Annotated in this window: 10 protein-coding genes and 1 tRNA gene; 4 read left to right on the forward strand and 7 right to left on the reverse strand. The window is 71.9% G+C overall.

Annotation, left to right across the window (positions count from 1 at the left end; all coding sequences use genetic code 11):
- The first annotated feature begins 78 nt into the window (after positions 1-78).
- The gene (locus tag Cco03nite_RS33735; RefSeq protein ID WP_203697832.1) at positions 79-843 is read left to right on the forward strand and encodes a phospholipase A2; all 765 of its coding nucleotides are present in this window, start codon (positions 79-81) and stop codon (positions 841-843) included.
- Here Cco03nite_RS33735 and Cco03nite_RS33740 read toward each other — a convergent pair.
- Positions 755-2,539: an NAD-binding protein gene (locus tag Cco03nite_RS33740; protein WP_203697834.1), complete on the reverse strand. Its 1,785-nt coding sequence runs from the start codon at positions 2,537-2,539 to the stop codon at positions 755-757. The two genes, Cco03nite_RS33735 and Cco03nite_RS33740, sit on opposite strands and share 89 nt — an antisense overlap.
- Before the next feature lie 165 nt (positions 2,540-2,704).
- On the opposite strand from Cco03nite_RS33740, the gene Cco03nite_RS33745 reads away from it, so the two are divergent.
- Entirely contained in the window at positions 2,705-4,513 is a 1,809-nt protein-coding gene (locus tag Cco03nite_RS33745; RefSeq protein ID WP_203697835.1) for a hypothetical protein, read from the forward strand.
- Positions 4,514-4,578: 65 nt separating this feature from the next.
- Here the strand turns inward: Cco03nite_RS33745 and Cco03nite_RS33750 are convergent, their stop codons facing one another.
- Together Cco03nite_RS33750 and Cco03nite_RS33755 are read right to left on the reverse strand one after the other, a co-directional pair.
- Positions 4,579-5,112 carry a GNAT family N-acetyltransferase gene (locus tag Cco03nite_RS33750; RefSeq protein ID WP_203697836.1) on the reverse strand — a complete coding sequence of 178 codons (534 nt, stop codon included), beginning with the start codon at positions 5,110-5,112 and terminating at the stop codon, positions 4,579-4,581.
- A gap of 57 nt (positions 5,113-5,169) precedes the next feature.
- Positions 5,170-5,245, reverse strand: a tRNA-Thr gene (locus Cco03nite_RS33755).
- Between the two features lie 264 nt (positions 5,246-5,509).
- On the opposite strand from Cco03nite_RS33755, the gene Cco03nite_RS33760 reads away from it, so the two are divergent.
- Together Cco03nite_RS33760 and Cco03nite_RS33765 are read left to right on the forward strand one after the other, a co-directional pair.
- A complete protein-coding gene (locus tag Cco03nite_RS33760) occupies positions 5,510-6,601 on the forward strand; it encodes an ABC transporter ATP-binding protein (protein ID WP_203697837.1) in 1,092 nt (363 codons plus the stop codon).
- Positions 6,602-6,703: 102 nt separating this feature from the next.
- Positions 6,704-8,095, forward strand: coding sequence for a class II fumarate hydratase (locus tag Cco03nite_RS33765; protein WP_203697838.1), 1,392 nt, complete (start codon positions 6,704-6,706; stop codon positions 8,093-8,095).
- A 191-nt stretch (positions 8,096-8,286) separates the two neighbouring features.
- Here Cco03nite_RS33765 and rlmB read toward each other — a convergent pair whose 3' ends face one another.
- The 4 genes from rlmB to Cco03nite_RS33785 are packed head-to-tail and all read right to left on the reverse strand — an operon-like array spanning position 8,287 to position 12,362.
- Positions 8,287-9,408, reverse strand: coding sequence for a 23S rRNA (guanosine(2251)-2'-O)-methyltransferase RlmB (rlmB, locus tag Cco03nite_RS33770; RefSeq protein ID WP_203697839.1), 1,122 nt, complete (start codon positions 9,406-9,408; stop codon positions 8,287-8,289).
- Positions 9,408-10,823, reverse strand: coding sequence for a cysteine--tRNA ligase (gene cysS / locus Cco03nite_RS33775; protein WP_203697841.1), 1,416 nt, complete (start codon positions 10,821-10,823; stop codon positions 9,408-9,410). The genes rlmB and cysS overlap by 1 nt, the downstream gene beginning before the upstream one ends.
- A gap of 13 nt (positions 10,824-10,836) precedes the next feature.
- Entirely contained in the window at positions 10,837-11,658 is an 822-nt protein-coding gene (locus tag Cco03nite_RS33780; protein WP_203697842.1) for a hypothetical protein, read from the reverse strand.
- Positions 11,659-11,696: 38 nt separating this feature from the next.
- The gene (locus tag Cco03nite_RS33785) at positions 11,697-12,362 is read right to left on the reverse strand and encodes an HAD family hydrolase (RefSeq protein ID WP_203697843.1); all 666 of its coding nucleotides are present in this window, start codon (positions 12,360-12,362) and stop codon (positions 11,697-11,699) included.
- Positions 12,363-12,372 lie beyond the last annotated feature (10 nt).

Below are 12,372 nucleotides of genomic sequence, written 5' to 3' on the forward strand. Positions count from 1 at the left end.
GGCTGCCCGGTCCGGACGCGCCGCTCTGCCGAGCGGTGTGCACCCCGTCGGGCCGTGCACAGCGAAAGGGTCGCGACGATGCGATCACGGCCGCGCCTGGCCGCCCTCGCCAGGCTCTCCGCCGAGCGGGCCCGACCCGACGGCCCTGCACGCCGCCTGGCGTCCACGGGCCGCCGACCGCTGCCGGGCTGGCTGCGTTCGCTGCTCGTGCTCGGCGTCGGCATCGCCGCGGCACTGACCGTCGCGACCCCTGGCAACGCTCAGGCCGGCGCGGACGCCGCCGCGACCCGCATGATCCACGCCCTGCCCGCCGGTGACCTCGCCGCCGTGCCGGCGGACTTCCCGCAGGTCATGCACTACACCCCGGGCACCGCCCGGCTGGCCGACGGCTCACTGCGGGTGATCAACCCGACCGGCTCGTGCTCGGTGCCCGGCGAGGGCCGCCCGTTCGACTTCGCCGCGGCCTGCCAGGCCCACGACTTCGGCTACGACCTGCTGCGGTACGCGCAGCGCCGGGGCGCGCCCCTGGACCCGACCGCCCGCGCCGACATCGACCTGCTGCTCGACCACGACCTGCGGGTGCAGTGCGTCGCCGACTCCACCCCGGCCAGCTGCGACGCGACGGTCGCCCTGTTCGCCGCGGGGGTGGGCTTCAACTCCTGGCGGCAGGTCTCCGGGCCGCCCGTCGACACGTCCGGGCTGCCGCGCACCGCGGGCCTGGTGCTGCTGGCCCTGGCCGGTGGCGGCTGCCTGGTCACGGCGCGCTCGCGCCTGCTCCCTGCGCGATCGGGTCCGCGTCGTCGTCCGCGCCGTTTCCGGCGGCCTGGCGCATCAGCCGGCTGAGCCCGTCGCGGCTGGCCACCACGGTGATCCGGTCGCGCGCCTTGAGCACCCGGTTGGGCGCGGGCCGCCACAGCGGGCGGGGCTCACCGAACTCGGCCAGCGCGATCACGCGTACCGCTCCGGCGAGGTCCGCGACGGCCACCCGCTGGCCGGCGAGCTGCGAGCCGGTGCCGACCACGACCTCGGCGACGAGCAGCACCCGGCGCTCGACCGAGATGGTGCCGATGACCTCGCGTTCCATCAGCGCCTCGGCGAAGGCCGGCGCGGCCAGGTAGGACACGCTCCGGGTGAACCGGATGCTGAACGTCTTGCGTACCCGAGCGGCGAGGTCGCCGTCGAACAGCCGGACCAGCACCCGCAGCTGCGGCTGCAGGTTGCGGCCGTGCAGCGCCGCCTCCAGGTTGATGACGTCGTTGCTGGCCAGCGTCATCAGCGCCCGGCAGCCCTGCACGTGTGCCGAGCGCAGGGTGCTCTCCCGGCTCGCGTCGCCGATGATCAGCGGTACACCCAGTTCGCGGGCCAGCGGCACGCCGCGGGCCTGCTCCTTGACGTCGATCGCGACCACCGGAATGTCCCGGTCGTGGAGCAGCCTCAGCACGCGGGTGCCGACGTTGCCCAGCCCGACCAGCACGACGTGGCCGTCCTCGGGCAGCCGCAGCCGGCCCTGCGCGACGGCGAGCCGGGCGTTGACGGTGCCCTCGACGACCATCGCGGTGATCAGCGGCACCAGCGCCAGCCCGGCCAGCGCGACGAGCAGCTGCAGCACCTGCTGCCAGCCGGGGATCTCCGCGTCGAGTTGCGGGCCGCCGAGCGCGTTGACCAGCGTGACGTACACGCCGTCCCAGAACGAGGCGACCTCCGGCCGGGTGCGCGCGAACGCGAAACCGGCGACGATCAGGATCAGCAGCACCACCGCGACCGCGATGCGGAACTGGCGCGAGATCAGCGTCTTGGCGGTGTCGACGACCGCGGGCAGCCGCCAGCGGCGGGCATTGCGGCGTACGGTGCGCGCGACGGTGGTCACCGTGTCGGCGACGCTGTCGGCCACCCCGCTGCTCACCCGCGCCTCGGCCAGCACCAGGTCGGCCCGGCCCGGGTCGGCGGGCAGCAGGTCCGGCGCGGTGCCGCCGGTGGTGGTGTCGACGAGCCCGCAGACCACGTCGTCGGGCGCCACGTCGGCCCGCCGGGCGACCACGAGGGTACGGCCGCCGACCGGCAGCGGCACCGCGTTGACCTCGTCCAGCGCGATCGCGACGAGCGCCGGTGACGCGATCTCGGCGTCGGACAGCACCCGGGCGTTGCCGAGCAGCTCCTCGATGCCGCGGCCGAGGTGCGAGTTGTACATCCGGACCACCAGCCGCAGCTCCGGCACCAGGTCACGGGCCTGCAGCGCGACGTGGATGTTGCCGACGTCGTCCTGCACCGTCAGCGCCAGCCCGATCGCCGTGGCGACGTCGGCCTTGGCCAGGGCACGCTCGTCCACCCGGTCGACCACCACCACCCGCACCCGCGGCAGCTCACCGAAGTCGCGCGCGTCGCGCTTCTGATCGGGGGTCATCAGCACCACCACGTCCACGCCGTAGCGCGTGGTCAGCTGCTCGGCGAGGCGGTAGGCCAGGCCGTCCGAGCCGTTGATCACGAAGTGGTTGTTGCGGGCCCGGCGCAGGTTGGCCACGACCGAGGAGGGGGTCAGCACGCCCGGATGCTATCGACCACGCACCACCCGTACCACCCCTGAGGGATCGCCAGACATGCCTTTCCCGCGACGATATGCCCCTTTTGGTCGTTGCTCCTTCAGACGAATGCACCAAGCAGCACCCTGCGGTTCGGGGTGCACCGGTCAGCAATCGAATGGATGGACATGAACAAGTGGTTCTACCGTGCCGTCGGCGCCGTGGGCGTGGCGGGCGGCGTCATGCTTCTCGGCAGTGGCGTCGCGCACGCTGAAACGGTTTCCGAGGCCCAGCCGACCGCCGATCTTCAGGCCATGCGCGGGTTGGTGGCCGATCTCTTCTCCCCGACGGGCGGCCTGCACAACCTCGGCCTGTCGATCGACATGCCCGACACGAGGCTGAACGCAGGGCTGGTCGCGGACGGCCCGCTGTCGATCACGCGCGGCACCGGCGACCTCGGCGTCACCGCGTACGCCCCCGGGGTGCAGGACATCTCGCTCACCGGCAAGGCGCCGGCCCTGACCCGCGCGCTGCCGAGCACCGACCTGCTCAGCAGCACCGGCCTGCTCAACGGCGCCGGCAAGGAGGAGGTGCTGCCCGGCCTGGACAGCGTCACCGGCATGCTCTCCGGCGGACCGCTCGGCGGCCTGCTCGGCGCCCAGCCCGGCGGCAGCCCCATCGGCGGCCTCACCAACGGACCGCTCGGCGGCCTCACCAGCGGCCTCATGGGCGGCCCCGACGGCGGCGGCACCCTGGGCGGCCTGCTCGGCGGCGACGGCGGCCCGCTCGGTGGGCTCACCGGCGGGCTCACCGGCGGCGACAGCCCGCTCGGCGGCATCACCGGCAGCCTGACCGACCTGACCGGCGGGCTCAGCGGCGGACTCAACGGCAGCGCCCGCGCCGCCGACCCGCTCGCCAGCCTCACCGGCGGCCTCGGCGGCGACGCCCTGAACGGCCTCACCGGCGAGCGCAACGACCTGTCCGGGATCCAGCCCGCGCCGCTGCCCGCACCCGGCTCCCCGGCCGTCGACACCACCCGGGACAGCTTCGGCGAATGGCTCGGCGACCAGCCCACGGGCATGCCGTCCGGCATGCTGGCCCGCCAGGACGTCATCGACCCACTGCTCGACACCGACGCGCTCGACCCGTCCGACGCCCAGGGCGTCACCCTCGACCCGGCGCTGTCCCAGCAGGTCGCCGACGCGACCTCGCAGATCGTGCCCGCGCTCATCGCCGACGCGATGGGGCAGCCGAGCGGCGACGAACTGCTCGCGACCGAAGGCATGCCCACCGCCGAAGGCCTGCCCTTCGTCGACAAGCTGCCCATCCTCAACGGCGTGCTCGGCAACGGCGGCCCGCTGGACAGCATCCTGGTCGTCGGCGACATCGCCAAGCAGGTTCCCGGCGTACGCGACCTGGCCAGCGGCAAGCTCAGCCTGGACACCGTGACCAAGCTCCCCATCGTCGGCGGCATGCTGACCGGCGGCATCGTGCAGGGCGGCAAGCCCGGCACCGCGCTGCCCGTCGTCGGCTCCCTGCCGGTCGTCGGCGACGCGCTCGGCAAGATCACCGGTGGGCTGTCCGGCATGAGCCCGGGCCGCGGCGCCAACCTGCTGAACCCCGCGCCGACCCTCGACACGCAGCTGCCCGTCGGCCAGCAGCTCTCCGCCCCGGCGCCCCAGCCCCAGCACGTCGGCCGGCACCGGGCCACCGAGCGCCCGATCGCGGGCGAGGACGCCGAGTACGCGGAGTCGGCCACCGCTGAGGCCGGACTGCCTGGCCTGCCCGACCTGGGCGGGCTGCCGCTGCTGGGCAGCCTGACCGGCGGCGCCGGCGCGGGCGGCCTCGGCGTAGGCAGCCTGCTGGGCCAGCTGCCGCTCGTCAACGACCTGCCGATCCTGGGCAACATGGCCACCTCCATGGAGGTGCTGCGCGCGCTGCCGCTGGTCGGCACCGCCGCGGGCCTGCTGCCGCTGGAGAGCGACACGCTCATCTGACAGGGCGTACATGGCAAGGGGCGGATGCGATGCGCATCCGCCCCTTGCTCGCTGTACTGACCTCGTCAGAGCCGTCTCGTGGTGAACAGGGTGGTTCCGTGGACCGGGTCCACCACCTTCCGCTCGGTCTCGGTGAACCCGACCTTGGCCAGCACCCGGCGAGAAGCGGTGTTCCAGTCCCAGACCGTGGCCCACAGGCGTTCGTAGCCGGACGATCTCGCCCAGTCCAGCACCGCCGACGCGGCCTCGGTCGCGTATCCCTGACCCCAGACCCGGCGTAGCAGCTCGAACGCCAGTTCCGGTTCACCTGCGGACCCTCGACCGTCGACCAGCCCGCAGTAGCCGATGACGTCGCGGACGGCCTTCCGCTCGACCGCCAGCAACCGGGTGGACCAGAGATCGTCAGTGCGGATCGACTCCTCGAGCTCGGCGAGGGTGGGGTGTCCGTCGGCGTCGATCCGGCGGTGCGGCGGCACTCGCGGATCACGTTCCGTCCACAGCTCGCGTTGGACGGCCGCCTCGGCTACCCCCCAGGGTCTGAGCAGCAGGCGATCTGTCTCGAGTACGACCTCGCGGCCCGGAGTCGCTGAAGCTGCCATGACGGCAACCCTCCCACGGGCGGACGAGCTGTGTGCCACGGGGCTGAGCTGGGGCGTTGGAGCCGACCAGGGGACTTGAACCCCTAACCTTCCGATTACAAGTCGGGTGCGCTACCAATTGCGCCAGGCCGGCATGCACGGCGCAGGAACGGCCGTACCCAGCGATGGTACGCGCCGTACGTATCAGGTCCGCTACCGGATTCCCCGGAGTTTCGTACCGATCATCACCATAGCGTCCGTTTTGCCTGGCAGGCGCGTTCCACATGATGATCCACGGGCTTGTTTACCGGCCGTAACGCGGTTACTTTGGCGAACGCCGGGTTCGTGAAAACGTGGCCGGCACTCACTTTCACTCGGATCGTCCGGCACGTTCCTGCCGGTGGAAGGACACACCCCCGTGGCTACCGTCACCTATGCCAAGGCGTCCCGGATCTACCCGGGCACCGACCGCCCCGCCGTCGACCAGCTCGACCTCCAGATCAACGACGGCGAGTTCCTCGTCCTCGTCGGCCCGTCCGGCTGTGGCAAGTCCACCAGCCTGCGGATGCTGGCCGGTCTCGAGGACGTCGACCAGGGCGCGATCTACATCAACGACAAGGACGTCACGAACCTCCCGCCGAAGTCGCGGGACATCGCGATGGTCTTCCAGAACTACGCCCTCTACCCGCACATGACGGTGTACGAGAACATGGCGTTCGCGCTCAAGCTGCGCAAGACCCCGAAGTCGGAGATCGACGTCCGGGTCAAGAAGGCCGCGCAGATGCTGCAGCTGGAGGAGTACCTCAACCGCAAGCCGAAGGCGCTCTCCGGCGGTCAGCGCCAGCGTGTCGCCATGGGTCGCGCCATCGTGCGTGAGCCGCAGGTCTTCCTCATGGACGAGCCGCTGTCGAACCTCGACGCCAAGCTGCGCGTGCAGACCCGTTCGCAGATCGCCACGCTGCAGTCGCAGCTGGGCATCACCACCGTGTACGTCACGCACGACCAGGTCGAGGCCATGACCATGGGTCACCGGGTGGCCGTGCTGCTCGACGGCGTGCTGCAGCAGTGCGACACCCCGCGTGCCCTGTACGACCGGCCGTCGAACGTGTTCGTCGCGGGCTTCATCGGCTCGCCGGCCATGAACATCAAGACCGTGCAGCTGACCGAGGCCGGCGCGGTGTTCGGCCAGATGGTGCTCCCGCTGACCCGCGAGCAGGTCGCCCTGGCGCAGGCCGAGGGCGGCAACGGCCAGGTCACCGTGGGCTTCCGCCCCGAGGACTCGGACCTGGTGGGCGCCAGCGAGGGCGGCATGCCGATCGTCGTCGACCTCGTCGAGGACCTGGGCGCCAACGCCAACGTGTACGGCCACGCCGCGATCAACGGTGGCGAGGAGCGGTTCGTGGTCACCACGACCCGTCAGGCGATGCCGAGCCTCGGCGACACCGTGTTCGTCAAGCCGGTGGTCGGTAGCCACCACGCGTTCCACGCCGCCTCCGGCGTGCGCATCTGACGCAAGCAGTAAATAAAGGGCGGGGCCGGAAACGGTCCCGCCCTTTTGTGATGTGCGTGCCGATCTTCGGTTACCCGTGCTCCAGGGGGTAAGCATGGAGCCATGACGGAGTATCGAGTCGAGCACGACACGATGGGCGAGGTACGGGTGCCTGCCGACGCCCTGTGGGGCGCGCAGACCCAGCGGGCGATCGAGAACTTCCCGGTTTCGGGGACTGTCCTGCCGTACCCCCTGATCATCGCTCTTGCCCAGATCAAGGCGGCGGCGGCCGAGGCCAACGCGGCGACCGGGGACCTGGACGCGCAGACCGCGGGCGCGATCGCCTCGGCCGCCCGGGAGATCGTCGAGGGCGACTTCGCGGAGCATTTCCCGCTCGACGTGTACCAGACCGGTTCGGGCACCTCGACCAACATGAACATGAACGAGGTGCTGGCCCGGCTGGCCGGGCAGCGCCTCGGCCGGGCGGTGCACCCGAACGACCAGGTGAACGCCTCGCAGTCCAGCAACGACGTGTTCCCGTCGGCGATCCATCTGGCCGCGCTGCGGCTGGTGGCGTACGAGCTGCGCCCCGCGCTGCTGGAGCTGGAGCAGGCGCTGTCCCGCAAGGCGCGGGAGTTCGCGCACGTGGTGAAGTCGGGGCGCACCCACCTGATGGACGCCACCCCGGTGACCCTGGGCCAGGAGTTCTCCGGGTACGCCCAGCAGGTGCACCGGGCCGCCGAGCGGGTCGCATCGACCCTGCCGCACGTCGCGGAGCTGCCGCTGGGCGGCACGGCCGTCGGCACGGGCGTGAACGCGAGCGCCGAGTTCCGCCGCGAGGTGTACCGGCGGCTGGCCGCGGACACAGGGCTGCCGGTCAAGGAGGCCGAGAACCACTTCGAGGCGCACGGCGCCCGCGATGCCCTGGTGGAGCTGTCGGGTCAGCTCCGTACGGCCGCGGTCAGCCTGTACAAGATTGCCAACGACATCCGGTGGATGGGTTCCGGCCCTCGGGCGGGCCTCAGCGAGCTGCGTATCCCCGACCTGCAGCCCGGGTCGTCGATCATGCCGGGCAAGGTGAACCCGGTCATCTGCGAGTCCGTACGCCAGGTCTGCGCCCAGGTCATCGGCAACGACACCGCGGTCGCCTTCAGCGGCTCGCAGGGTGACTTCGAGCTGAACGTCATGCTCCCCGTGATGGCCCGCAACCTGCTGGAATCCATCACGCTGCTGGCCAGCGCGAGCCGCCTGCTGGCCACCAAGTGCGTGGCGGGGCTGCAGGCCAACGAGGAGGTGGCCCGGCTCTACGCCGAGGGCTCTCCGTCGATCGTGACGCCGCTCAACCGCCACATCGGGTACGAGGAGGCGGCGGCCGTCGCCAAGCAGGCCCTGGCGGAGAACAAGACCATCCGGCAGGTCGTCGTGGAACGCGGCCACGTCGAGGCCGGCAAGCTCACCGAGGAGCAGCTCGACGCAGCCCTCGACGTGCTCGCGATGACCCGCCAGCCCGACTGACCCGCGACACCCCTGCCACGACGGCGCGGGCAGCATCCCGCTCGACGGCTCAGGTAACGGCGACTCGGCCGACGCGCCGCCGCAACCCCGGTCCACGAATAGACGCCAGCCTATCACATCGAAAACGAGGGACTCGGATTCGACGTGATAGGCCGGCGTCTATGGAAAAGCACCGCGCGAACGCGGCCAGGTCACGCCGCCCGGCGGCGGGCCACCTCGGCCAGCGCGACGGCAGCGGCCACGGAGGCGTTGAGCGACTCGACCTCGGACACGATCGGGATGCTCACCCGCATGTCACACGTCTGCCCGACCAGCCGCCCGAGTCCACGGCCCTCCGACCCGACCACCACGACCAGCGGCCCGACCGCGGCCTCCAGCTGGTAAAGATCGGTCTCCCCGTCGGCGTCCAGCCCGACGACCACGAACCCCTCGGACTGCGCCTGCTTCAGCGCCCGGGTCATGTTGGTCACCTGCGCCACCGGCAGCCGCGCCGCCGCGCCCGCGCTGGTCCGCCACGCCGTCGCCGTGATGCCCGCGGCCCGTCGCTCGGGCACGAAGATGCCCTGCGCGCCGAACGCCGCCGCGGAGCGGATGACCGCGCCGAGGTTACGCGGGTCGGTGACCCCGTCCAGCGCCACCAGCAGCGGCTCCGGGTGCTCGATCGAGGCGGCGAGCATGTCCTCGAAGGTCTCGTACGCGTACGGCGGGACCTGGATGCCGATGCCCTGGTGCAGCACGCCACCGGTGAGCCGGTCGAGCTCGGCGCGGCTGATCTCCAGGATCGGGATGCCCCGGTCGCCCGCGGTGCGCACGATCTCGTTGACGCGCTCGTCGATGTCGATGCCCTGGGCGACGTAGAGCGCGGTCGCGGGCACGTGCGCGCGCAGCGCCTCGTTCACCGGGTTGCGGCCGACGAGCAGCTCCGGCGCGTCCTTCGGGGTCAGCGACTTGCGGCCGGGCGCGACCCGCGGGCCGCTGCGCACGGGAGCGCCGCCACGGCCGGCCGGGGTGCGCTTGGTCGGCACGCCCTTGCCGCCGTTGCCGCGGCCCCAGGTGGTGTCCTTGGTGCCGGGCTTGCCGATCTTCGGGGCACGACCCTCCGCTGCGGCGGCCTTGCGCTCCTTGTCCTGCTTCCAGGCGGTCTTCGAGGGCAGTTTCTCGGTGCCCGAGTAACCCTTGTGCCAGGGACGCTCGTCGGCGGGCAGCGTCTTGCCCCGCCCCTTCAGGGTGTCCTTGCCCTTGCCGCCCGTCCCCTTGACGGCGGTCTTCTTGCTGACCTGGCGTATGTTCCGGCGTTGCGAGTTGCCCGGCATTACAGTTCACTTCCGATCGTCCAGCGTGGACCGTGCGGGGTGTCCTCCACCACGACTCCGGCCTGTTTGAGCTGATCCCGCACGGCGTCCGCGGCGGCCCAGTCCTTGCGTCCACGTGCGGCCGTACGCTGCTCGAGGGCGAGCGCGACCAGCGCGTCGACCGTGCTGCGCAGCCCGCTGCCGCTCTTGCTCTCGGCCCAGGCCGCGTCGAGCGGGTCGATGCCGAGCACACCGAGCATGGCCCGGACGCTGCCCAGCGCGCCCGCGGCGGCCTTGTCGTTCCCGGCGGCCAGCGCGGTGTTGCCCTCGCGCACCACCTCGTGCAGGGCCGCGAGCGCGGCCGAGGTGTTCAGGTCGTCGTCCATGGCGGCCGTGAAGTCGGCGCACAGCATCGTCGGCTCGACGACCCCGACCAGTTCCACGGCGCGCTGCACGAAACCCTCGATGCGGCGGTACGCCGTGGCGGCCTCCTCCAGCGCGCCCCAGCTGAAGTCGATCCGGGCCCGGTAGTGCGGGGACAGCATGTAGTAGCGCAGGTCGACGGGCCGGATGCCGCGCTCGGTGACCGCGTCCAGGTCGATGACGTTGCCGAGCGACTTGCTCATCTTGGCCTCGCCGAGGTTGAGCAGGCCGTGGTGCACCCAGAACCGGGCGAACGCGAGCCCGGCGGCGCGCGACTGCGCCTGCTCGTTCTCGTGGTGCGGGAAGACCAGGTCGAGGCCGCCGCCGTGGATGTCGAACTCCGCGCCCAGGTAGCGCTTGGCCATCGCGGAGCACTCGATGTGCCAGCCGGGCCGGCCGCGGCCCCACGGCGAGGGCCACTCGGCGTCGTCGGGCTCCTCGGTCTTCGCGCCCTTCCACAGCGCGAAGTCGCGCGGGTCGCGCTTGGCCCGCTCCGGGCCGTCGGGCGCGGCCAGCATGTCGGCGGGGCGCTGCCCGGACAGGGCGCCGTACTCGGCGAAGGAGCTGACGGAGAAGTAGACGTCGCCGCTGCCGTCGTTGCTCGGGTACGCGTTGCCACGCTCGATCAGCTCGGTGATCAGCTCGTGCATCTCGGGCACGTGCCCGGTGGCCCGCGGCTCGTACGTCGGGGCGAGCACGTTCAGCGCCCGGTAGGCGGCGGCGAGCGTCACCTCGTTGGCGTACGCGATCGACCAGAACGGGCGACCCTGCTCAACCGACTTGGCGAGGATCTTGTCGTCGATGTCGGTGATGTTGCGCACGAACACGACGTCGTAGCCCGAGTGGATCAGCCAGCGCCGCAGCACGTCGTAGTTGACGCCCGAGCGCAGGTGGCCGATGTGCGGGCCGGACTGGACGGTGAGACCACACAGGTACACGGAGGCCTGACCGGGAACGCGCGGCACGAAGTCGCGCACCTGTCTGGTCGCGGTGTCAAAGAGTCTCAACGTCACCGGACAAGGATAGTCAATGCGAGGCGATCCATCGCGACTGCAGCCACCGCAACGCCTCAAGCTCATCCGGATCGACGGCGATTCGATACTCACGGCCATCAGTGCCGGTGATGCCGATCACCGCCAGGTCTCCGATCGCCGCCCGGTCCGCCTTCGTCGACGGCGTCTCGGGCAGCACCGCACCCCCGAGCACGGGGATGGCCCGGCGGGCGATGCCGCCGGCCTGCGAGATGCTCAGCGAGGTCTCGTCGGCGCGCAGCCATCCGCTCAGCCACCCGTTGCGGGCGTACGCCGACGTCGTGCCGTACACCTGGCCCGGGATCTCCAGGGGCTCACCGGACTGCACCAGCCGCAGCGACGTCTCGCCCGACACGACGATGTCGTCCTGCTCGGCAACGACCGGCGCGCCGAGCGAGCGCGGCGCGCCGTGCACCCGGACCTCTTCGCGGACCGCGTCGATCAGCGCCGCGCTGCCCCGCCAGCCGGCTGCCCGGCCGTAATAGCGCCACCGCCGGCCGTCGGCGGACCTGCCTCGTGCGACGATCACCCACGGCACCCCGAACACCACGCGCGCCAGCACCCACAGGGGCAGCAGCAGGAGCACCAGCAGCCACTCGATGGCGAGGAAGACCAGCAGCAGCACGGCCGGGAACGCCACGATGATCATCAGCACCATCACGCAGCCGAACATGCCCTCGGCACCGGCCAGCGGCACGAGCTGGCTGCTGTCCCCGAGCCCCTGGCCGTCGGAGCGCCGCCGCGCGGGACGCCACGGCAGCCAGCGACGGCCCACCCACCACTCGTGCCCGTCCGGACCGGTCACCCTGTCGACCATGCGCGGCATCGTGCCACGCCGGGACAAACGGCCGCGACTCAGTTGTTGAGGGAGGCCACCGCGTCCGGCAGCTCGGTCAGGTCGGCGATCACGACGTCGGCGCGCACCGGTCCGGGCGCGGGGGTGCCCGACCTGTTCAACCAGACGGTACGCAGACCCGCGCCCGCCGCCCCGGCGACGTCATGGTCGTAGGAGTCCCCGACGTACACCACCTCGTGCGGCTGCGCCGACGCCGCGGCGAGCACCGCGTCGAAGAAGCCGCGGGCCGGCTTCTTCGGCACCCCGTTCTCCAGCGCGTACAGCTCGAACGCGAAGCGCCCGGCGAGCCCGCACCGGTCGGCCAGGCTGTTGGCGTTCGTCGCGTACCCGAGCCGGTAGTCGCGGCTCAGCTTGTCCAGCACCGCCGCCACCCCGTCGAACGGGCGCGAGTTGGCGTACCGGACCTCGAAGAACAGCTCCAGCCAGCGGTCCAGCTCGTGCTCGCGGCCGGCCCGGGCCAGGGTGTGCCGCATCGCGGCGGCCCGGATGTCGCGTGCGGGCCGGTCGGCCAGCAGCGTCCAGTGGTCCTCGGCGTCGGCCGCGAACAGCTCCAGCGTCAGCGCCGGGTCCGCCACCGCGGCGGTGACCGCGCTCAGGCCCGCGTTCACGGCGGTGCGGATGTCCACCAGCGTGTCGTCGGCGTCGAAGGCGACAGTTGTGATCATCGGTACACGT

This window comes from Catellatospora coxensis (assembly GCF_016862635.1).
In the GTDB taxonomy this organism is placed as follows: domain Bacteria; phylum Actinomycetota; class Actinomycetes; order Mycobacteriales; family Micromonosporaceae; genus Catellatospora; species Catellatospora coxensis.

What these genes read in the sequence shown, in the direction of transcription:
- Cco03nite_RS33785 (WP_203697843.1), bottom strand. Translation starts at nt 12,362, where the DNA reads ATGATCACAACTGTCGCCTTCGACGCCGACGACACGCTGGTGGACATC.
- Cco03nite_RS33765 (WP_203697838.1), top strand. Translation starts at nt 6,704, where the DNA reads ATGACGGAGTATCGAGTCGAGCACGACACGATGGGCGAGGTACGGGTG.
- Cco03nite_RS33735 (WP_203697832.1), top strand. Translation starts at nt 79, where the DNA reads ATGCGATCACGGCCGCGCCTGGCCGCCCTCGCCAGGCTCTCCGCCGAG.
- rlmB (WP_203697839.1), bottom strand. Translation starts at nt 9,408, where the DNA reads ATGCCGGGCAACTCGCAACGCCGGAACATACGCCAGGTCAGCAAGAAG.
- Cco03nite_RS33750 (WP_203697836.1), bottom strand. Translation starts at nt 5,112, where the DNA reads ATGGCAGCTTCAGCGACTCCGGGCCGCGAGGTCGTACTCGAGACAGAT.
- Cco03nite_RS33745 (WP_203697835.1), top strand. Translation starts at nt 2,705, where the DNA reads ATGAACAAGTGGTTCTACCGTGCCGTCGGCGCCGTGGGCGTGGCGGGC.
- Cco03nite_RS33780 (WP_203697842.1), bottom strand. Translation starts at nt 11,658, where the DNA reads ATGGTCGACAGGGTGACCGGTCCGGACGGGCACGAGTGGTGGGTGGGC.